This window comes from Micromonospora fluostatini (assembly GCF_050410825.1).
GTDB classification, from domain to species: Bacteria; Actinomycetota; Actinomycetes; order Mycobacteriales; family Micromonosporaceae; genus Micromonospora; species Micromonospora rosaria.
Genome location: NZ_CP191251.1, coordinates 6,427,030 through 6,448,073, shown reverse-complemented (window position 1 = coordinate 6,448,073; position 21,044 = coordinate 6,427,030). Strand labels below are relative to the sequence as shown.

The 21,044-nt window shown below is 74.7% G+C and carries 16 protein-coding genes and 1 tRNA gene; 11 read left to right on the top strand and 6 right to left on the bottom strand.

What is annotated here, in order from left to right:
• Window positions 1-156: 156 nt before the first annotated feature.
• Window positions 157-942: a DeoR/GlpR family DNA-binding transcription regulator gene (locus ACQUFX_RS28715; protein ID WP_428963320.1), complete on the bottom strand. Its 786-nt coding sequence runs from the start codon at window positions 940-942 to the stop codon at window positions 157-159.
• Window positions 943-1,219: 277 nt separating this feature from the next.
• On the opposite strand from ACQUFX_RS28715, the gene ACQUFX_RS28710 reads away from it, so the two are divergent.
• Genes ACQUFX_RS28710 through nagA form a run of 3 tightly spaced genes read left to right on the top strand, consistent with a single transcriptional unit; the run spans window position 1,220 to window position 4,310 of the window.
• Window positions 1,220-2,149, top strand: a complete 930-nt coding sequence (locus ACQUFX_RS28710; protein WP_428963319.1) for an SIS domain-containing protein — start codon at window positions 1,220-1,222, stop codon at window positions 2,147-2,149.
• Window positions 2,146-3,201, top strand: a complete 1,056-nt coding sequence (locus ACQUFX_RS28705) for an ROK family protein (protein ID WP_428963318.1) — start codon at window positions 2,146-2,148, stop codon at window positions 3,199-3,201. Before ACQUFX_RS28710 ends, ACQUFX_RS28705 begins: the two co-directional genes overlap by 4 nt.
• Complete coding sequence (gene nagA / locus ACQUFX_RS28700; RefSeq protein WP_428963317.1) at window positions 3,201-4,310, top strand: N-acetylglucosamine-6-phosphate deacetylase; 1,110 nt, start codon at window positions 3,201-3,203, stop codon at window positions 4,308-4,310. Before ACQUFX_RS28705 ends, nagA begins: the two co-directional genes overlap by 1 nt.
• A 327-nt stretch (window positions 4,311-4,637) precedes the next feature.
• Here nagA and ACQUFX_RS28695 read toward each other — a convergent pair whose 3' ends face one another.
• Window positions 4,638-5,849 carry a DUF4032 domain-containing protein gene (locus ACQUFX_RS28695; protein WP_428963316.1) on the bottom strand — a complete coding sequence of 404 codons (1,212 nt, stop codon included), beginning with the start codon at window positions 5,847-5,849 and terminating at the stop codon, window positions 4,638-4,640.
• A 100-nt stretch (window positions 5,850-5,949) separates the two neighbouring features.
• Between ACQUFX_RS28695 and ACQUFX_RS28690 the strand changes: the two genes are divergently transcribed.
• Both ACQUFX_RS28690 and ACQUFX_RS28685 read left to right on the top strand, forming a co-directional pair.
• On the top strand, window positions 5,950-6,717 hold the full coding sequence (locus tag ACQUFX_RS28690) for a phosphatase PAP2 family protein (protein ID WP_428963315.1): 768 nt from the start codon (window positions 5,950-5,952) through the stop codon (window positions 6,715-6,717).
• Window positions 6,718-6,726: 9 nt separating this feature from the next.
• Window positions 6,727-7,971: an APC family permease gene (locus tag ACQUFX_RS28685; protein WP_428963314.1), complete on the top strand. Its 1,245-nt coding sequence runs from the start codon at window positions 6,727-6,729 to the stop codon at window positions 7,969-7,971.
• Between the two features lie 45 nt (window positions 7,972-8,016).
• On the opposite strand, the gene ACQUFX_RS28680 is transcribed toward ACQUFX_RS28685, so the two are convergent.
• Window positions 8,017-9,828 (bottom strand): potassium channel family protein, encoded by a 1,812-nt coding sequence (locus ACQUFX_RS28680; RefSeq protein WP_428963313.1) that lies wholly within the window; start codon window positions 9,826-9,828, stop codon window positions 8,017-8,019.
• Between the two features lie 108 nt (window positions 9,829-9,936).
• On the opposite strand from ACQUFX_RS28680, the gene ACQUFX_RS28675 reads away from it, so the two are divergent.
• From ACQUFX_RS28675 to ACQUFX_RS28660, 4 genes are all read left to right on the top strand, one after another.
• Window positions 9,937-10,404 carry an MSMEG_6728 family protein gene (locus ACQUFX_RS28675; protein WP_428963312.1) on the top strand — a complete coding sequence of 156 codons (468 nt, stop codon included), beginning with the start codon at window positions 9,937-9,939 and terminating at the stop codon, window positions 10,402-10,404.
• A 175-nt stretch (window positions 10,405-10,579) separates the two neighbouring features.
• On the top strand, window positions 10,580-12,904 hold the full coding sequence (locus ACQUFX_RS28670) for an ATP-binding protein (RefSeq protein ID WP_428963311.1): 2,325 nt from the start codon (window positions 10,580-10,582) through the stop codon (window positions 12,902-12,904).
• Window positions 12,905-13,050: 146 nt separating this feature from the next.
• Window positions 13,051-14,580 (top strand): FAD-dependent oxidoreductase, encoded by a 1,530-nt coding sequence (locus tag ACQUFX_RS28665; RefSeq protein ID WP_428963310.1) that lies wholly within the window; start codon window positions 13,051-13,053, stop codon window positions 14,578-14,580.
• A 131-nt stretch (window positions 14,581-14,711) separates the two neighbouring features.
• Window positions 14,712-15,917, top strand: coding sequence for a hypothetical protein (locus ACQUFX_RS28660; RefSeq protein WP_428963309.1), 1,206 nt, complete (start codon window positions 14,712-14,714; stop codon window positions 15,915-15,917).
• Between the two features lie 68 nt (window positions 15,918-15,985).
• On the opposite strand, the gene ACQUFX_RS28655 is transcribed toward ACQUFX_RS28660, so the two are convergent.
• Window positions 15,986-16,062 (bottom strand) — tRNA-Thr (locus tag ACQUFX_RS28655).
• A gap of 378 nt (window positions 16,063-16,440) precedes the next feature.
• Between ACQUFX_RS28655 and ACQUFX_RS28650 the strand changes: the two genes are divergently transcribed.
• Complete coding sequence (locus ACQUFX_RS28650) at window positions 16,441-17,532, top strand: ABC transporter ATP-binding protein (protein WP_428963308.1); 1,092 nt, start codon at window positions 16,441-16,443, stop codon at window positions 17,530-17,532.
• Between the two features lie 102 nt (window positions 17,533-17,634).
• Here the strand turns inward: ACQUFX_RS28650 and rlmB are convergent, their stop codons facing one another.
• Both rlmB and cysS read right to left on the bottom strand, forming a co-directional pair.
• Window positions 17,635-18,747: a 23S rRNA (guanosine(2251)-2'-O)-methyltransferase RlmB gene (gene rlmB / locus ACQUFX_RS28645; RefSeq protein ID WP_428963307.1), complete on the bottom strand. Its 1,113-nt coding sequence runs from the start codon at window positions 18,745-18,747 to the stop codon at window positions 17,635-17,637.
• Window positions 18,747-20,162 carry a cysteine--tRNA ligase gene (cysS, locus tag ACQUFX_RS28640; RefSeq protein ID WP_428963306.1) on the bottom strand — a complete coding sequence of 472 codons (1,416 nt, stop codon included), beginning with the start codon at window positions 20,160-20,162 and terminating at the stop codon, window positions 18,747-18,749. The genes rlmB and cysS overlap by 1 nt, the downstream gene beginning before the upstream one ends.
• Before the next feature lie 62 nt (window positions 20,163-20,224).
• Here cysS and ACQUFX_RS28635 point away from each other — a divergent pair, with 62 nt between their 5' ends.
• The gene (locus ACQUFX_RS28635) at window positions 20,225-20,938 is read left to right on the top strand and encodes a helix-turn-helix domain-containing protein (RefSeq protein WP_428963305.1); all 714 of its coding nucleotides are present in this window, start codon (window positions 20,225-20,227) and stop codon (window positions 20,936-20,938) included.
• The last annotated feature ends 106 nt before the right edge of the window (window positions 20,939-21,044 follow it).

The following is a 21,044-nucleotide window of genomic DNA, read 5'->3' as shown; positions in this document are numbered from 1 at the left end:
CATGGTGACGACGGACACCATACGCGGTATACACCCCACCGCAATACCCGGTATGCATCTCGGCGTGTCGGTGCTGGTCGGAGGCAGCACAGCGCCGGTGAGAGGGGTACCCCTCTCTACCGCAGGCGTTAAGAGGGGGCCCTTCCTTACCTGCGGTCAGGCGCAGATCACGGTGACGCCGGCGGCCCGGAAGGCCTCGACCATCTCCGGGGCGGCCCCGGAGTCGGTGACCAGTGTCTCCACCCGGTCCACCGGGCAGATCCGGGCGAACGCGTGACCGCCCAGCTTGGACGAGTCCGCGATGATCACGACGCGCTTGGCGCGGGCCACCATGAGGTTGTTCATCGCCGCCTCGCCCTCGTGGTGGGCGGCGGCACCGAGCTGCGGGTCGATCGCGTCCACCCCGAGCAGGGCGACGTCCAGGGTGACCTCGCGCAGCAGCGCCCCGCCCAGCGGGCCGACCAGCTCGAACGACTTGGGCCGGACCACCCCGCCGGCCACCACGACCTTCATCCGGGACCGGACCAGCAGCTCGTTGGCGATGTTCAGCGCGTTGGTGACCACGGTGAGCTGGGCGCCCTCGGCGCTGGTGTTCAGGTCCGGCCGGACGGCCAGCGCACGGGCCACCTCGGTGCTGGTGGTGCCGCCGTTGAGCCCGACCACGGTGCCGGGCGAGACCAGCGCGGCGGCGGCGGCCCCGATCCGCTGCTTCTCGGCCGAGTGCTTCGCCGTCTTGTACCGCAACGGCAGGTCGTACGAGACCCCGTTGGCGACCGCCCCACCCCGGGTACGGGTGATCATCTGTTGCTGGGCGAGCTGGTCGAAGTCGCGCCGGATGGTGGCCTGGGAGACGTCGAGCCGCTCGGCGGCCTCCTCGACACTGACCCGTCCGGTGTCGGTCAGCATCTCCAGCAGGGCGTTCCATCTGGCGTAACGGTCCACCCCGGGTCCTCCAGGTGCCTGCACGGTCGGTGATTGAATGCGTGCACAGTAGTGCGCAAAACTGGGACCGCGCAAAACCCTGACCTGCGCGATCTACCCGCCGGTTGCCACGGTCACCCGGCTTCGAGCAGAATAGCGCGCGAAAGAAGGCGGTTACGAGCCGTATCGCGCAGCACCGCGCAGTCATCCCGCGCGACAGCGTCGTGGCGCGTAACGCCAGTGGTATCGGGGCACCATCGAGGTACCACGCACCGACCTCCCCGGGGAGGAGTCACCGATGTCCCACGTCCACACGGAGATCGCCAGCCAGCCCGAGTGCTGGCGGGAGGCGGCCCGGCTCGCCGACAGCGTCGCCGACCGACTGCCCCGCCCCGGCGAGCGGGTCGCCGTCGTCGGCTGCGGCACGTCCTGGTTCGTCGCCATGGCGTACGCCGCCCGTCGCGAGCAGGCCGGCCAGGGCGAGACCGACGCCTTCCAGGCCTCCGAGTTCCCCACCGGCCGCCGCTACGACCGGCTGATCGCGATCACCCGCTCCGGCACCACCACCGAGGTCCTGGATCTGCTCGGCGCGCTGCGTGGACGGGTGCCGAGCACCGTCCTCGTCGGCGACCCCACCTCGACCGCCGCCGACCTGGCCGACGCGGCGGTGCCGATGCCCTTCGCCGACGAGCGGTCGGTGGTGCAGACCCGGTTCGCCACCACCGCCCTGGCGCTGCTGCGGGCGCACCTCGGCGACACCGTCACCGCGCTGGTCGCCGACGCCGAGGTGGCCGTCCGGGCCCCGCTGCCGATCGACCCGGCGCTGATCGAGCAGGTCACCTTCCTGGGCCGGGGCTGGACGGTCGGGCTCGCCCACGAGGCCGCGCTGAAGTGCCGCGAGGCGGCCAGCTTCTGGGCCGAGTCGTACCCGGCGATGGACTACCGGCACGGGCCGATCTCGATCGCCACGCCGGGCCGGCTGGTCTGGGCGTTCGGTGACCTCCCGGCCGGCCTGCCGGAGGACGTCGCGGCGACCGGGGCCGCCTTCGTGCACAGCCGCACCCACGGGTACCGCACCGTGCTCGGCCGCTGGTCGGCCGGGCGTACCCCGGTCGACCCGATGGCCGACCTGATCCTCGCCCAGCGCTTCGCGGTCGCCCTCGCCACCAGTCGCGGGCTCGACCCGGACGCCCCCCGCCACCTGCGCCGCTCCGTGGTGCTTGCGTGACGGGCCGCGGCCACTCCCCGGGCGGTGACGGGGGACGGCCCGCCGTCGCCGTCGCGCTCGACGTGGGCGGCACCGGGATGAAGTGCGCCCTGGTCCGCCCGGACGGCACCGTCGTGCACGCCGAGCGGCACCCCACCGATGCCGGACGCGGCCCGGAGGCGGTGGTCGCCACCATCCTGGACGTCGCCGAGGGGCTGGCCGCGCGGGCCCACGCCACCGGGTTCGCCCCGGTGGCGGTCGGCATCGCGGTCCCCGGGGTGGTCGACTCGACGCGCGGGGTCGCGGTCTGGTCGGCCAACGTCGGCTTCCGGGACGTACCGCTGCGGGACCTGGCGGTGGCGCGGCTCGGGCTGCCCACCGCGCTCGGCCACGACGTGCGGGTCGGCGCACTGGCCGAGGCCCGGCTCGGGGCCGGGCGCGACGCCGGGCACGTGCTCTTCGTCGCGATCGGCACCGGCATCGCGGGCGCGCACGTGGTCGACGGGTCGGCCGCCGCCGGCGCGCACGGCGCCGCCGGGGAGATCGGCCACATCCTGGTACGTCCCGACGGGCCGCGCTGCGGCTGCGGCCGGTACGGCTGCCTGGAGTCACTCGCCTCGGCCTCCGCCGTCGCCCGCCGGTACGCCGAACTCGCCGGCCCCGAAGCCCCCGCCGGGACCGCCCCCGCCGTCGACGCCGCCGGGGTGGCGTGCCGGGCCGCCGCCGGGGACCCGGTCGCCGGACGGGTGTGGCGGGAGGCGGTCGACGCGCTCGCCGACGGGCTCGCCACCGGCCAGGCGTTGTTCGACGTGCGCACCATCGTGCTCGGCGGCGGCCTCGCCCGCGCCGGTGACCAGCTCCTCGACCCGCTGCGGGCGGCGCTGCGCGACCGGCTGACCTTCCACCGCGAGCCGCGCCTGGTGCCGGCGGCCCTCGGGGACCAGGCGGGCTGCCTCGGCGCGGCGCTGCTCGCGCTCGACACCGTCCCCGCCGACGAGAAACCGGGTGCCCAGGACAGCGCCGGGGCCGCCGGGAGCACGGTCCCGCCCAGCGACGAGAGACAGGAGAGCTGATGGCCCTGCGGGTGAACGGCAAGGTGGTGACCCCGGCCGGGGTGGTGCGGCAGGGCTGCGTGGAGGTCGACGGCGACCGGATCACCGCGGTCGCCGAGTACCCGTCGGTGCGCGACGGGCACTGGATCGTCCCCGGCTTCGTCGACATGCACACCCACGGCGGCGGCGGGCACACCTTCACCACCGGCGACCCCGACGCGGCCCGCGCGGCGGCGGCGTTCCACCTGGGCCACGGCACCACCACCCTGCTGGCCAGCCTGGTCAGCTCGCCGTTCGAGCTGATGCGCGCCGCCACGGCCGCGTACGCGCCGCTGGTCGCCGAGGGGGTGCTCGCCGGCATCCACTTCGAGGGGCCGTACCTGTCGGCGCAGCGGTGCGGGGCGCAGAACCCCGAGCACCTCCGCGACCCGTCGACCGAGGAGCTGGCCGAGCTGATCGAACTCGGCGGCGGGGCGGTCCGGATGGTCACCCTCGCCCCGGAACGTGAGGGTGCCCTGGCGGCGGTCACGCTGCTCACCGGGCACCGGGTGGTCGCCGCGATCGGCCACACCGACGCCACGTACGAGCAGACCCGGGCCGCCGTGGCGGCCGGGGCGAGCGTCGGCACCCACCTGTTCAACGGGATGCGCCCGGTCCACCACCGCGAGCCGGGCCCCGTGGTGGCGCTGCTGGAGGCACCACAGGTGGTCTGCGAACTGGTCGCCGACGGGGTGCACCTGCACGACGGGATGCTGACCTTCGCCGTCTCGGCCGCCGGGCCGGAACGGACCGCGCTGGTCACCGACGCGATGGCCGCCGCCGGGATGCCCGACGGCGAGTACGAACTCGGCGGCCAGGCGGTCACCGTCGCCGGGGGCACCGCCCGACTCGCCCGGGACGGGGCGATCGCCGGCAGCACCCTGACCATGGCCGGTGCCCTGCGGCACGCGGTCGGCGCCGGGCTGCCGATCGCCGACGTCTGCCGGATGCTGGCCACCACCCCGGCCCGCGCGATCGGTCTCGGCGACCGGGTCGGCGCGCTCCAGGCCGGGCTCCGCGCCGACCTGGTGGTGCTCGACGACGACCTGAACGTGCTCCAGGTGATGCGGGCCGGTTCCTGGGTGGAGTGACCGGCCGGCAGGGCGGGCGCGAGCCGGCGGCGGGAGGCCCGGCGGACGGCCCAGCCGGTCGCCGTCGGCTCCGGCGCTGGCCCCGGGCACCCGTTGTCTGACGTCCTTTCGAGCTGCCCCGCGGACGGGACCGGGGCAAACGCCCCCGTCCGCCCCGCACTCCCGCCGGAACGACGAGCTCGCCGGGCGGCGTTGGGTCTGCCCCTGGCGCTGCCCCGTCCACAGGGGCAGCTCGAAAGGGTTCCACCTCGGGGACCCCGGCCTCCCGCCGGCGGAGCCCGGCGCAGCACGGCCCGGCACGGCACGGCACGGCACGGCCCCGGCGGGTCAGCCGGTGGGGGTCAGCTCGACGCCGAGGACGGCCTGCTCGTCGGGGCGGTGCACCAGCACCTCGGTCAGGAACGACTGCACGGCCGGGGCCAGCCCCAGGTCCCGGCCGGCCTGCTCGGAGAGCAGCCACTTGTGCTCGATGATCTGCGTGAACAGCTCCTGCGGCTCCAGCTTGCGCCGCAGGTGCGCCGGCACCGCCCGGACCACCGGCTCGAACACCTCGGTCAGCCAGCGGTGGGCGGCCTGCTGCTCGTCGACGAGGTCGCTCTCCGCGCGGTACGCGTCCAGGTCGTTGAGGAGCTTGCGGGCCTGGTTCTCCTCGGCGTCCAGGCCGGTCAGCCGGAGCAGCCGACGGGTGTGGTACCCGGCATCGACCACCTTCGGCCGGATCAGGTACCGCCCGTCGTCGATGGTGGACATCGCCACCTCGGCGACGTCGAAGCCCAACTCGTTGAGGCGGCGGATCCGCCCCTCGATGTCGTGCCGGGCGTCCCGCTCGATCTGCTGCTCGTAGGTGATCTCGTGCCAGAGGCGCTCGTACCGCTGCACGACCTCCTCGCAGACCACCTCCGGGTCGATCGCGTCGTGCAGCAGCCCGGCGGCCTGGAGGTCCAGCGCCTCGCCGAAGATGTTCACCCGGGCGATCTCCAGGTCCTCGCCGCGCTGGCCGTTGGAGAGCGACCGGTGCAGGGCGCCGGTCTCGGCGTCCACCAGGTACGCGGCGAACGCCCCGGCGTCCCGGCGGAACAGCGTGTTCGACAGCGAGCAGTCGCCCCAGAAGAAGCCGGTGAGGTGCATCCGGACGATCAGCGCGGCCAGCGCGTCGAGCAGCCGGCCCATCGTCTCCGGGCGCAGCGTGTGCGAGAAGAGCGCCCGGTAGGGCAGGGAGAACTGGAGGTGCCGGGTGATCAGCACCGGGTCCAGCGGCTCACCGTCGTCGGTGCACCGGTCGGCCACGATGGCGATCGCCTCGACCGAGGGGAAGTCGATCCGCTCCAGCGCCCGCAGCAGGTCGTACTCCCGCTCGGCGACCCGCTCGCCGGTCTCCTTGACCGCGTAGACGAACTCGCCGAGGCGGACGAAGCGGACGATGTGCCGGGAGATGCCCTGCGGCAGCGCGACCAGGTGGTGCGCAGGCCACTGCTCCAACGGCGTCGACCACGGGAGGTCGAGTAGCGCCGGGTCCACGAGGGCTGAGGTGATCCGCACGCGACCAAGTCTGACGGCTCTCCGCAGACATCGCCGCTTTTCGTGGTTGGGCCCACAGCCACCCCGACCCCGCACGCCGCCGGACCGGTAGCGTGGGCGGGTGCGCGGGACCCCGACGGTACGGCCCCACGCCTGGCTGCGCCCGGTGCGCCCGGCCGGGTGGTGGTTCGACGTGTTCCTGCTCACCGCCTTCGTCGCGATCACCGTGGCGCTCGCCGCCGGGCACCTCTTCGGCCTGGACCGGGCGGTCGCCGACGGGGCCGCCGCGCACCGGCCGACGGTGGCGTTCGGGACCGCTGTGGTCTTCAACTACCTGGGTCAGGGCACCCCGCTGACGCTGCTCGCGACGGGGCTGGCGGTGCTGCTGGCGGTCCGGCTCCGCTCGCTGCGCCCGGTGCTGGTGCCGGTCGCCGGCTTCGCCCTGACGACCCTGACCGTCGGCCCGCTGAAGGTCTGGACCGCCCGGCCGGCGCCGAGCGCCAGCGTCAAGGAGCCGTTCCTGCCGCCGGAGCAGACGCTGCCGCTGTTCCAGGACGACCTGCCGCTCCGCTTCGCCCAGTCGTACCCGTCCGGGCACGTGGCGAACGCGATCGTCTGGTACGGCGTACTGGCGTTGCTGCTCGCCCCGCTGCTGCGGACCTACGGCCGCAGCGTCCCGCCCCGGCTGGTCCTCGCGCTCCGGATCGTCCCGCCGGTGGTGGTCCTGTGCACCACCACCTACCTGGGCTGGCACTGGCTGACCGACTCGGTGGCCGGGCTGCTGCTCGGGCTGCTGCTGGACCGGGTCCTGCACCGGGTGCCCTGGGACGACCTGCCGCTGCCCGGCCGGTTACGCGAACTCGACCGTCCGTTCACGACCGCCCCGTAGCCTGCGCTCGTGGCACACCTGGCACGGCGGTTGGGCGTACCCGACGCGGTGGTCGTCGGACTGGGGTCGATGCTCGGCGCGGGCGTCTTCGTGGTCTTCGCCCCGGCCGCCGCGTCGGCCGGCGCGGCCGGGCTGCTGCTCGCGCTGGCGCTGGCCGGCTTCGTGGCGTTCTGCAACGCGACCAGCTCGGCCCGGCTGGCCGCCCGGTACCCCGAGTCCGGCGGCACCTACGTCTACGGGCGGGAACGGCTGAACCCGTTCGCCGGTTTCCTCGCCGGCTGGGGCTTCGTGGTCGGCAAGACGGCGAGCTGCGCGGCGATGGCGCTGACCATCGGCGCGTACCTCTGGCCGGGGCAGGCCCGGCTGGTCGCGGTCGGCGCGGTGCTCACGGTGACCGGGGTGAACCTGCGCGGCATCGGCAGGACGGCGGCGGCGACCCGGATCCTGGTCGCCCTCACCCTCGCCGTGCTCGCCACGGTGGCGGTGACCGGGGCGACCGGCGGTGGCCTCTCCGTCGACCGCCTCGGCGACCCCGGCGACACCGGCATCAGGGGCGTGCTCACCGCCGCCGGGCTGCTCTTCTTCGCCTTCGCCGGGTACGCCCGGATCGCCACCCTCGGCGAGGAGGTCCGCGACCCGGAGCGGACCATCCCCCGCGCGGTGCCCCTGGCCCTGGGGATCGTCCTGCTGATCTACCTGACCCTGGCGGTGGTGGCGCTCGGGGTGCTCGGCGCCGACCGGCTCGCCGCCGCCGGCGCGCCGCTGGCCGAGGTGGTCACCGCCGCCGGGCTGCCCGGCCTGGCCTGGGTCGTGCGGGCCGGGGCCACCGTCGCGGTGACCGGGGTCCTGCTCTCCCTGCTCGCCGGGGTCTCCCGGACCCTGCTGGCGATGGCCCGCCGCCGCGACCTGCCCGGCGTGCTGGCCGCCGTACACCCCCGGTACCACGTGCCGCACCGAGCGGAGTCGGCGGTGGCCGGGGTGGTGGTCGTGGTGGTGGCGCTCGGCGACGTCCGGGACGCGATCGGTTTCTCCGCCTGCACGGTGCTGGTCTACTACGCGATCACGAACGCCGCCGCGCTGACCCTGGGCCGCGACCGGGCCCGACGGCTCCCGGTCCAGCTTCTCGCCGCGCTGGGGCTGGTCGGCTGCCTGGTGCTGGCCGTCAACCTGCCGCTGACCAGCGTGCTCGCCGGCTTCGGGGTGCTCGCCCTCGGCGCCACCTGGTACGCCCTCCGTCGCCACGTCCGACCCTGACCGTCAGTCGGTCTCCCGCGGATGACCGGCGCCCGCCGGGCCGGGTCAGTCCGGGTCGGCGGGACGGGGCGTGGGGAGGCCGGCGGGCTGCGGCGGGAGGGCCGGCGGCGGCGGGGAGGTCTGCCGCAGCAGCCAGCTCAGCCCGGCCCGGCGGGCGAGCACGATGAGCCGGTCCCCCGCGTTGATCACCATGCGCGGGTCGGGTGACCAGTCCACGCCGGAATGCGCGGTCTGGCCGACGGGGGTGTGCGCGATGAGGCGTACCCCGTCGGGTCGGCCCACGACGGACAGGGGCGCGCCGTCGAACGCGGAACCCGGGGCGACCGGCACCTCGGCCACCACCAGGACGTGCCGGTCGAGCGGGATGGTGGCGATGACCGCCCGATTCAGCAGGGCCCCGGTGAAGGAGGGGGCGGCCAGGTAGGAGACGCTGCGGGAGATGCCGATGTCGAAGGCGCTGGAGATCCGTTCGGCGAAGTCGTCGTCGAAGAGCCGCAGCACCACCCGCAGGTTCTCGTTGACCGCCCGGCCGTTGAGCGCGGCCTGGAGGTTCGCCACGTCGTCGGTGGAGACCACGACCAGCGCCTGGCAGTTCTCCACCGAGGCGGCGCGCAGCGTCTCCTCCCGCGCCGCGTCCCCCTCGATCAGCGGCACCCCGAGGCGGCGGGCCAGCGACGCGCCCCGGGCCTCCGGGTCCTTGTCGATCGCCACCACCTCGATGCCGAAGTCGTTGAGCTGGGCCATCACCCGGGTACCGACGTTGCCGAGCCCGACCACCACCACGTGACCGGCGCGTTCGGCCTGGATCCGGCCGGCGTGCAGGGCGAGCCGGGCGTTGACGATCCCGTCCACCACCACGGCGGTGATCAGCGGGATCAGCGCCAGGCCGGCCAGGTTCAGCACCACCTGCATGATCTGCGCGGCGGCGTCCTTCTCGGTGTCCGGGTCGGCGCCGCTGAGCGTGGTGACCAGGGTCAGGTACAGCGCCTCGCCGGGGGAGACCTCCTCGGCGCGGGAGATCAGGTACCCGAGCAGGGCGATGACCCCGAGCACCGCGATGGTGGCGATGCCGAGCTTGCGGCTGGCGAAGCTGCGTACCGCGCGCAGGGTCATCAGCATCGGCCGGGGGCGGCGGGCCCGCACCAGGCGACGGGCGGCCAGCTCGGTACCGGCCGGCTGGCCGGTCGCCTCGGCGAGGACCAGGTCCGCCGTGGACTCGTCGGCGGGCAGCAGCCGGATCCGCTGCGGGTCGCGGGTGTCGGCCACCCCGCACACCACGTCCTCCGGGCGTACGTCGACGCGGCGGGCGACGTGCAGCGTACGGCCCTGGTGCCGGAAGTACGTCGGGGCGACCTCGCCGAGCGCGGCGGCGACGAACGCCGGGGCGGCCATCGACGCGTCGGAGAGCACCGCCGAGTCGGGGAAGAGCTGCCGGACGCCCCCGGCCAGCCGGGTGTTGAACATCCGCAGCACCAGCCGGACGTTCGGCTCGACGGCCTGCGCGCAGTACGCGGCGTGGATGTTGCCGACGTCGTCCTGGTGCAGCAGGGCCAGCCCGTCCGCGCCGGCCAGCCCGGCCCGCCGGAACGCCTCTTCGTCCAACCGCTCCGCCTTGACCACCCGGACGCCCCGGATCGACCGGACGTCGGGATTGTCGGGGCGACGCCGGGGCGGCACGACCACGGTGATCCGCACGGTGCCCGCCCGCTGCTCGGTGGCGAGCAGCCCCTTGACCACGTGGTACACCAGCGCGTCCTGGCCACAGACCACGTAGTGCGGCCGGGGGTCGCCGTTGCCGCGCCGCCGCAACCCGGACTCGACCGCACGGCGGGCGATGTCCATCCAGGGCTCCGACATGTGCCGAATCGTAGTCAGCCGGTCGCACTCGGCGCAGCCCCGTGATCATGAACGTTCTTCCCGCCGCCGGCCCGCATGTCCCGGTTGCCGACGGGTAGAGCACCCGCCGTGCAGACCTTCCTGCCCTACCCGGACTTCCTGGCCAGCGCCCGGGTGCTGGACCAGAAGCGGCTGGGCAAGCAGCGGGTGGAGGCCATCCAGGTGCTGCGCGGGCTCACCCGCCCCGGGTACGGCTGGCGCCACCACCCGGCGGTGAAGATGTGGGCCGGCTACGAGGAGGCGCTGGTCCGGTACGGCCTGGACGTCTGCGCGGTGTGGTGCGCGCCCGGCCGGGCGGACACCTGCGCGGCCACCCTGACCGCCGACCTCGCCGCCGCCGGTGGCCCGACCCGGGTACGCGGCCAGGCCGAGCTGGCCGAGGCCGGTGAGCTGCCGCCCTGGCTGGGCCGCGACGACCTGCACCGCAGCCACCAGTCGTCCCTGCTGCGCAAGGATCCCGAGCACTACCGCCAGTTCTTCGGCGACGTCCCGCCCGACCTGGAGTACGTCTGGCCCACCTCCGACCGCCCCCGGTGAAAGGAAGGGCCCCCTGTTAACGCATTCTGTTGTATAAGGGGCCCCTCCTAACACTGCCACCGGCGCGCGGGCACACGCTGCCGATGCGGGCGGGTGGCGGCGGGGCGGCGTGGGGCGGGTTGCCGCGACGCATCATGATGGATCGATCACCGGGTGTCGTCGCGGAGGGCGGAGTATGCGCGCTCGTTGGTCCCTGCTGGGCGGAGCGGCGACCGTGTCCACGGTGGTGCTGGTCCCGATGCTGACGAATGCCGGGAGCACGCTGCTGCCGACGGGCGGCGCGGCGGCGTGGCTCGCCGTCGGCGGGGCGGTCGTCCTGACCGGCGGGGCCGCGATGGTCACGGGGCGCAGAGGCCGGAGCAGCCGGAAGCCCGGGGAGGCGGACCCGGCTGCCGACGGCTCGGCCGCGGCCGCCGAGGTGCCCCGGCAACTGCCCGCTCCGCCGCCGGTCTTCACCGGTCGGGACGCCGCCCTCGCCGAGCTCGACCGGGCCCTGGACCGGCCGGTGGAGCAGCCGACCGGGGTGCCGGCCGCGGGGCGGACGGCGGTGATCATCGGTACCGGTGGCGTGGGCAAGACCAGCACGGCGGTGCACTGGGCCCACCTGCGCCGCGCGGACTTCCCGGACGGCCAGCTCTACGTGAACCTGCGCGGGTTCGACCCGACCCAGCCGCCGATGCCCGCCGCGACCGCGCTGCGCTCCCTGCTCACCGCCCTGCGCGTCGACCCGAAGGTCGTACCCGTCGATCCGGACGCCCAGGCCGCGCTCCTGCGGAGCACCCTGGCGCAGCGGCGGATGCTCGTCGTGGCGGACAACGCCCGGTACGCCGGCCAGGTCGAGCCACTGCTGCCCGGCACCCCCACCTGCGCGATCCTGGTGACCAGCCGGCACGAGCTGCCCGACCTGTACCTGCGCGGCGCGACGGCGGTACGCCTCGACGTGCTCGACCCGGCGGGCAGCCGGGAGCTGATCAGCGGTCACCTCGGCGCCCGGCGGGTCGACGCCGAACCCGACGCCGTCTCGGAGCTGCTGGGATTCTGCGCCGGGCTGCCGCTGGCGATCAGCATCGTCGCCGTCCGCGCGGTGACCCGGCCCGGCCTGCCGCTGCGGGAGATCTGCGCGGAGCTGCGCGACGAGTCCGCCCGCCTCGACGGCCTCGGCACCGACGACCTCTCGGTGAACGTCCGTGCGGTGATCTCCTGGTCCTACCGGGCCCTGGACGCCGCGCAGGCCCGGCTGTTCCGGCTGCTGGGCACGGCGGCCGGTCCGGACGTCGGTCCGGCCGCCGCAGCCGCCCTCGCCGCCGTACCGGTCGCGCGGGCCCGGACGCTGCTGGCCGCCCTGGCCAACGCCCACCTCGCGCAGGAGCACCTGCCCGGCCGGTACCGGATGCACGACCTGATCCGGCTCTTCGCCGTCGAGCAGCCCGACCCGGAGCGCCCGGCGGCGTTCCGCCGGCTGGTCGACTTCTACCTGCACACCGCGCTCCACGGCGCGGACCTGCTCGATCCGCACTGGCGCAGGGTCGACGTCGCGGCCCCGGTGGCGGGGGCCGGACCGTTCGTCCTCACCACCGCCGACGCGGCGCGGAGCTGGTTCGACGCCGAGTACGAGAACCTGCTGGCGACCTCCCGGGCGGCCCGGGACCGGGACTGGCACCGGCTCGTCTGGCAACTCGCCGGGACGCTCGTCACCCACCAGCGGCAGCAGGGCCACGGCAGCGACTACATCGACACCTGGCGGCAGGGGCTGGCCGCCGCCGAGGCGCTCGACGATCCGAGCGCCCAGGCGTGGGCCCACCGGCAGCTCGGCCAGGCGTACTCCCGGGCCGAGCAGCACGACCGGGCGGACGAGCACCTGCGACGGGCGCTCACCCTCGCCGGGCAGGCGGCCGACCTGGCCTGCGAGGCGGCGACCCGGCGGAGCCTCGCCCGCGCCTGGGCCCGGCGCGGGGACGACCACCGGGCGCTCGCACACGCCCAGCACGCCCTGCGGCTCTACCGGCGCCTCGACCCCGTCTCCCGGGCGCGGGCCCTGAACACCGTCGGGTGGTACCTGGCCCAGCTCCACCGGTACGAGCAGGCCCGCCGGCACTGCGCCGAGGCGCTCGCGCTGCACCGCGAGCACGGGTACGCCGACGGCGAGGCGCTCGCCCTGGACAGCCTCGGGTACCTCGACCGGATCGCCGGACGGCACGCGGCGGCGGTGCGCCACCACCGGCAGGCCGCGGAGATCTTCCGGCGCCTCGGCAACGCCTACAAGGAGGCGGACACGCTGGCGCACCTCGCCGAGGCGTACGCCGCCGCCGGCCAGCCACACGAGGCCCGTACCGCCTGGCAACGCGCGCACGACCTGTACCGCGCCCAGCGGCGGCACACCCAGGCGGACCGGGTCCGCGCCCGGCTCGTACCGGATCACCGGCCGGCGGCGGACGACCGTGACGCGGCCGACGCGGCCCAGCCGGACCGGGCGGCCCGCCCGCCCGGCCCCGGACGGTGACCGGGCCGCCCGGCGCGAGCCCGGACCAGCCCGCCAGGCCGGACCGGGTCGGCGACCCCGGACCGGGCCGGCCGTAGCGGCGCGCGGCAGCCGGCGGGACGTGGTGACCTGCGGCAGACTGGGGGCCCACGGCCGGAGAGGTGCACATGGCGCTGTCGCAGCGGGTCGGGCGGCTCATCGGGGTACGGGAACACCGGGTCGACCCGGGCGGCGGTGGCCCGCGACGGGTGCCGCGCCCCGTCGACGCGGTGGTGGTCGGGGGCGGGATCGCCGGCATGTCGGCGGCGGTGGTGCTCGCCGAGCGGGGCGTACGGGTGAGCGTGCTGGAGGCCGCGCCGACCCTCGGCGGCCGGCTCGGGGCCTGGCCGGAGCGGCTGGCCGACGGGACGCAGATGGTCGAGCACGGCTTCCACGCCTTCTTCCGGCAGTACTACAACTGGCGGGCGATCCTGCGCCGGATCGACCCCGGCCTGGGCTTCCTGAAGCCGGTCCCGGGTTACCCGGTGCTGTCCGCGCAGTGGCCGACCGAGGAGTTCGGCCGGCTGCCGCCCGCGCCGCCGCTGAACCTGCTCACCCTGCTGGCCCGCAGCCCCAGCCTGCGCCTCGACGACCTGCGGCGGATGGACCGGGACGCCGCGCTGCCGCTGCTCACCTACGACCCGGTCGACACCTACGCCGACCTGGACGCCACCACCGCCGAGGAGCTGCTCGACTCGCTGCGGCTGCCGGACCGGGCGCGGGCGATGCTCTTCGAGGTCTTCTCACACTCGTTCTTCAACCACGAGGCGGAGATGTCGGCCGCCGAGATGGTCGCCCAGTTCCACTTCTACCTGCTCGGCAACGGGGAGGGGCTGGCCTTCGACTGCCCGGACGAGGACTACGCCACGGCGATCTGGACGCCGCTGACCCGGCACGTGCAGCGGCACGGCGGGCGGGTGCTGACCGCCACGGCCGCCACGGCGCTGCGCCGCGACGGCGACCGGTGGCGGGTGGAGACCGCCGACGGCACCGGGTACCCGGCCGGGCACGTGGTGCTCGCGGTCGACCCGCCGGCCCTGGCCGCGCTGGTCCGGGCCTCCCCCGGGCTGGCGACGGCGGCACCGGAGCTGGTGGCCCGGATGCCCGCGTTCGGCGTTCCCGGTCCGCCGTACGCGGTCGCCCGGTACTGGCTGGACGGGGACGTCTCCCGGCGGCGGGCGGTGTTCAGCGGGGTGTCCCGGCAGCCCACGCTGGACTCGGTGACCCTGTACCACCGGCTGGAGAACGAGCCCCGGATCTGGGCCGGGCGCACCGGCGGTTCGGTGGTCGAACTGCACGCGTACGCCTGCGAGCCGGGGGTGCCGGCCGGGGAACTGGCCGAACGGATGCGGGTCGAGCTGGGCACCCTCTGGCCGGAGTTCGCCGGCCTGCGGGTCCGCGAGCTGCGCGCCCGGGTGGAGGCGCAGGCCCCGGCGTTCGCCCCGGGCAGCCACGCCACCCGGCCCGGCGTACGGACCGACGCGGAGGGGCTCTACCTGGCCGGGGACGGGATCGGCACGGAGTTCCCCAGCGCGCTGATGGAGCGGTCGGCGGCGACCGGGATCGTCGCGGCGAACCACATCCTGCGCGCCGAGGGGGCCGCGACCGAACCGGTCCGGTCCATCCGGCCGCGTGGGCTGCTCGCCGGCCGGCACTGACCCCGCCCCCGCCCGCCGTCGCCGTCCGGCCTACCGGCAATGCCGCACCTTTATGCACCGATTTAATTACAATTGCCCCGAAAGCGGTTCGGCATTGCCGCCGCCCCGGTCCGGCCCGGTGAGGGGGGAGCATGAACCCGACCAGCCACCTTCGGTCGGGTCCCGTCGCCGGGGTCGACCATCGCCCGGTCGACGAGCGGCAGCCGGCCGCCGGCACGGGCGACGACCGGGCCGCCGTGGTGACCGCGCTCCGCCTCGGCTGGTGGCTCGCCGACGCCTTCCACCAGGTCCGGTGCGCTCCTGCGGAGTCGGGTGGCCGGGTGTCCGGCGACCGGCCCGACAAGCTGTCCAACTTCACCGAGATGCCGGTCCGGCACCGGATGCGGATGTACCTGGACGGCGTCGACGTGGCCCTCGCCGACCTGGCCCGGTTGACCCGTGGCGACCGGCTGCTCCGGGCCACCCGGGCCGCCCACGCCCGGGTGGCGGCCCCCGACGCGGAGACCCCGGCGTGGGCCGGGGACCTGCTGGTCCTGCTCGACGACCTGAACCTGACCGTGCTGCGATGGACGATGGCCACCGACCCCCGGATCGGCCGGGCGTACCGGTTGGGCCGGTCCCTGGCCGACACGGCCCGGGGCTGCGACCGGGACCCGCTGCTGTCCCGCTTCACGCACCGGCAGGCCGAGATCTCCCGCTGGCTGGCGGAGCTGGCCGGCGTGCTGCCCCCGTACTCGGCGGAGGCGGTCCGCCGGTCCCTCGCCGACTGGACCGGGGCCGTGCGGACGGCGGGCGCCGGGGTGGTCCCCGACGGCGCGCCGGACCTGGCGGCCCTGGGTGCCGAGATCCGGGAGCAGGGGGAACGGTGGCGCAGTGTGCTCACCGGCGGCCTGCACCCCCGGGACCTGCTCGACGAGGACGACTACGCCCGGGTGGCCCGTAACCTGATCATCCGGGACCGGCGGCTGGTGGTCGAGGCGACCCGGGGCATCTTCGTCCCGGTGCTCGTACCGCTGCTCGGCGCCCTGCTCGCGGTGGTCGCGGTGAGCGCCGTCGCGGCCAGCGGGTCGCCGGCCACCCGGGGCGCGGTGGCCCTGCTCGGGCTGGGTGCCGGACTCGCCGCGATCTGGCGTTCGGTCTCGCGGGGGGCGCTGGCCGTCGCCGGCGAGGTCAACCGTCCGCTGGTCGACACCGAGTTGACGGTCCGGATGGCCGACCGGCTGAGCCGGCCGCTGCACCGGGCCCGCTCCGTCGCGGCGGCCCGGCACCAGCGCAGACCCCCACCCGAGCGGGAACCGGGGGCGGTTGCTCGGGCGGGCCCGCGCCCGTGGGCGTAGGCTCGACCCCACCGGGTTCGGCGCGCACGGATGCCCGGTAGGTGGAGCGCGGGCACCATGTGTGAAGTTGGAGCCCCCGGCCGGGATCGAACCGGCGACATCTCGCTTACAAGGCGAGTGCTCTGGCCAGCTGAGCTACAGGGGCGCGATCGGAGCAGGAAACGCCCCCGTGCCGATCGTTCGACCGTCAGCATAGCGACTGACGTCGCGTTATCCCGCGCCGCTGGGCTTCTCACCACTGGAAACGTCGATTTCCTGACCCGACGTAACGGAATCCGGACGGGGGACGCTGCACTCGCCGGTGCCGATTGATACCTCGCCGTGCCCGAGTGACCGAAATGCCCACGCGGAACCGTCCCAATCATGAACTCTCTTCTTGGCAGCTCGGCGAAAGCCGTTTACCGTGCAGTGACACGGACGACACCCCGGTGCGCCCGTGGGCCGGCACGGCTCCCGTGCCGGTCGCTCCTTCACTCGGATCGTCCGGCACGTTCCTGCCGGTGAAAGGAAGCGTCAACCCCTCATGGCTACGGTCACCTACGCCAAGGCGTCCCGGATCTACCCGGGCACCGAGCGTCCCGCAGTGAACCAGCTCGACCTCCAGATCGGCGACGGGGAGTTCCTCGTCCTGGTCGGCCCCTCCGGATGCGGCAAGTCCACCAGCCTGCGGATGCTCGCCGGGCTGGAGGACGTCGACGACGGCGCGATCTACATCGACGACCGCGACGTCACCCACCTGCCGCCGAAGGCCCGCGACATCGCGATGGTCTTCCAGAACTACGCCCTCTACCCGCACATGTCGGTGTACGAGAACATGGCGTTCGCGCTCAAGCTGCGCAAGACCCCCAAGTCGGAGATCGACCGCCGGGTGAAGGAAGCCGCCGCGCTGCTCCAGCTGGAGGAGTACCTCAGCCGCAAGCCGAAGGCGCTCTCCGGTGGTCAGCGCCAGCGGGTCGCGATGGGCCGGGCGATCGTCCGCGAGCCCCAGGTCTTCCTCATGGACGAGCCGCTGTCGAACCTCGACGCCAAGCTGCGTGTCCAGACCCGTACCCAGATCGCCTCGCTCCAGGCCAAGCTCGGTGTCACCACCGTGTACGTCACCCACGACCAGGTCGAGGCCATGACCATGGGCCACCGGGTGGCGGTCATGCTCGACGGCGTCCTCCAGCAGGTGGACACCCCGCGGGCGCTGTACGACACCCCGGCCAACGTCTTCGTCGCCGGCTTCATGGGCTCCCCCGCCATGAACATCAAGACCGTCCCGCTGAGCGACCAGGGCGCGGCCTTCGCCGAGCTGCTCGTGCCGCTCACCCGGGAGCAGGTCGAGGCGGCCCGCGCCGAGGGCGGCAACAACAAGGTGACCGTGGGCTTCCGGCCCGAGGACTGCGACCTGGTCAGCCCGACCGAGGGCGGCATGCCGGTCGTGGTCGAGCTGGTCGAGGACCTCGGCTCGGACGCCAACGTCTACGGCCACGCCGCGCTGGAGGGCTCGAACGAGCGCTTCGTGGTGCGCACCGACCGCCGGCACATGCCGAACATGGGTGACACCGTGTTCGTCAAGCCGCGCACCGGCCGCAGCCACGTCTTCAACGCCGCGTCCGGCCTCCGGATCTGAACCACCACCCGAAAGGGGCGGTCCGCTTCGTGCGGGCCGCCCCTTTTCGGTACGGGTCCGGGTCGCCGCCGGGCCCCTCCGGCCTGGTCGCCGACCGGCCGGTCAGGCGGTGGCGCGGCGGCGGGCCACCTCGGCGAGGGTGACGGCGGCGGCGACGCTGGCGTTGAGCGACTCCATCTCGGAGACCATCGGGATGCTCACGGTGAGGTCGCAGGTCTCGCCGACCAGGCGGGACAGCCCGCGCCCCTCCGAACCGACCACCACGACCAGCGGGCCGACCGCCGCCTCCAGGTCGTACAGGTCGGTGTCGCCGTCGGCGTCCAACCCGACCACCATGAAGCCGGCGTTCTGGCAGGCCTTCAACGAGCGGGTCAGGTTGGTCACCTGGGCGACGGGGACCCGGGCCGCCGCGCCGGCGCTGGTACGCCAGGCGGTCGCGGTGATCCCGGCGGCCCGCCGCTCGGGGACGAACACCCCCTGCGCGCCGAACGCGGCAGCCGACCGGATCACCGCGCCGAGGTTGCGCGGGTCGGTGACCCCGTCCAGCGCCACCAGCAGCGGGGCCGGTTGCTCCAGCGCCGCCGCCAGCAGGTCCTCGAACAGCTCGTACGCGAAGGTGGGCACCTGGAGCCCGATGCCCTGGTGCAGCACGCCACCGGTCATCCGGTCCAGCTCGGCGCGGCTGATCTCCAGGATGGCGATGCCCCGGTCGGCGGCGGTCCGCACGATCTCGTTGACCCGGTCGTCGATCTCGATGCCCTGGGCGGTGTACAGCGCGGTCGCCGGCACCTGGGCGCGCAGCGCCTCCAGCACCGGGTTCCGGCCGAGCAGCAGCTCCGGGCCGTCCTTGCTCGGGTTGGACTTGCGGCCCGGGGCGACCCGGGGGCCGCTGCGGGTCGGCGCCTTGCCCCGGCTGGGGCGCAGCGGGACACCGGCCCGGCTGCCCTTGCCCCAGGTGGTGTCCTTCGTGCCGGGCTGGCCGATCTTGGGGGCGCGGCCCTCCTCGGCCGCCGCCCGGCGCTCCTTCTCCTGCTTCCAGGCGGTGCGCTCGGGCAGCTTCTCGGTGCCCGAGTACGCCTTGTGCCACGGTCGCTCATCGGCGGGCAGGGTCCGGCCCCGCCCGGCGAGCGCGTCCCGGTTCTTGCCGCCCGAGCCCTTGACGGCGCCCTTCTTCGGGGCCAGCCGCCGTCCACGGCGCTGCGAGTTACCGGCCATCAGTCCTGCTCTCCAATAGTCCAACGCGGCCCCTGCGGGGTGTCCTCGACCACCACACCGGCCTGCTTGAGCTGGTCCCGTACCGCGTCGGCGGCGGCCCAGTCCTTGCGGCCACGCGCCTGCGCACGCTGTTCCAGCGCCAACGCGACCAGGGAGTCCACCACGCCGCGCAGGTCGTCCGGCCGGCCATCACCGGACCAGGCCGGATCGAGGGGGTCGACCCCGAGGATATCCAGCATCGCGCGGACGGCGGCCAGTGCCGTGCGTACGGTCACAACGTCGTCGCCGCCCAGCGCGGTGTTGCCGTCCCGGACCACGTCCTGGAGCACGGCGAGCGCGGCGGAGGTGTTGAGGTCGTCGTCCATCGCGGCGACGAAGCCGGGGGGCAGCTCACCGAGCTGGCCGGGGCCGACCCGTTCCGCCGCCCGCTGCACGAACCCCTCGATACGCCGGTAGCCGGTCGCCCAGTCCCGCAGGTTGTCCTCGGTGTAGTCGATCCGGGACCGGTAGTGCACGGCGGCGAAGTAGTAGCGCAGCTCCACCGCGCGCACCCCGAGCGAGTCGACGTACGCCAGGTCGAGGGCGTTGCCGGCGGACTTGCCCATCTTGGCGCCGCCGAGGCTGAGCAGCCCGTGGTGCACCCAGTACCGGGCGAAGGGCAGGCCGGCCGCCTGGGACTGGGCGATCTCGTTCTCGTGGTGCGGGAAGGTGAGGTCCAGCCCGCCACCGTGGATGTCGAACTCGGGCCCGAGGTAGCGCCAGCACATCGCCGAGCACTCGATGTGCCAGCCGGGCCGGCCCCGCCCCCACGGCGACGGCCAGTACGCGTCGGCCGGCTCGTCGGGCTTGGCGCCCTTCCACAGGGCGAAGTCCCGGGGGTCCCGCTTGCCCCGTTCCGGGGCGTCGCCGGCCGACTGCATGTCGTCCGGGGACTGCCCGGACAGGGCGCCGTACGCCGGCCAGGAGGCGACGTCGAAGTAGACGTCACCGGAGTCGTCGGTGGCCGGGTAGGCGTGCCCGTCGGCGATCAGCCGGGTGATCAGCTCGTGCATCTCCGGGACGTGCCCGGTGGCCCGGGGCTCGTACGTCGGCGGCAACACGTTGAGTGACCGGTAGGCTCCGGCCAGGATCTGCTCGTTGGCGTACGCGATCGACCAGAACGGCAGCCCCCGCTCCTGCGCCTTGACCAGGATCTTGTCATCGATGTCGGTCACGTTCCGGATGAAGGTGACCGCGAAGCCCTTCGCCAGCAACCAGCGACGGAGCACGTCGTAGTTGACACCCGATCTAAGGTGACCGATGTGCGGTGGCGCCTGGAGGGTGAGACCACACAGGTAGACCCCCACCTTGCCGGCTTCCCGGGGGACGAAGTCCCGGACCGTTCTGGTGGCGGTGTCATACAGGCGTAGCGTCACCGTACAAGGGTAGCTGTCGGTCACCTGACGGGTAGCCCCGGAACCGGTCGTACGCTCCTGACGTGGACACGGCGGCACAGCCCGAACGGACGACCTCGCGTCCGGGCACCCCAACGAACCGGAGCGGCGTCGGCCCGGCGGCCCGGCCGGGCGAGACGGCGCAGACCCTGGACCGGGGGCTGCGCCTGCTGCACCTGGTCGCCGACGCCCCGGACGGACTCACCGTCACCGAGGCGGCGCACCGCCTGGGAATCGGCCGGGCGGCGGTGTACCGGCTGGTCGGTGCGTTGACCGGGCACGGCATGCTGCGCCGTGACGGGCGCGGGCGGCTGCGGCTCGGGGCCGGCCTGCTGCACCTGGCCCGGCGGGCCCAGCCGCTGCTGGCCGAGGGGGCGCTGCCCGCGCTGCGCCGGCTCGCCGAACAGACCGGTGCCACCGCACACCTGACCGTGGTGGAGGGCGGCGAGGGGGTCGCCCTGGCCGTCGTGGAGCCGAGCTGGACGTCGTTCCACGTGGCGTACCGGACCGGGGCCCGGCACCCGCTGGAGCGCGGCGCCGCCGGGCAGGCCATCCTCGCCGGCCGGGCCGGCTCCCCGGGGCCGGTCAGCACCGCCGGGGAACTCCAGGCCGGGGCGTACGGCGTCGCCGCGCCGGTGCTCGGGGTGCCCGGCCTGGAGGCGAGCGTCGGGGTGGTGGCCCTGGCCCCGCTGGACGTCGGCGAGGTGGGTGGCCAGGTCCGCGCCGCCGCCGCCGCGATCGCCGCCGCCCTCGCCTGAGGCAGCTCCTATACCACAGTCGACGGTCGCGGTCCGGGTTATCCACAAGGGACGGAGGGGGCGACGGCGGACGTTGTCCACAGGGGTGTCGCGGGGGTCACCGGGC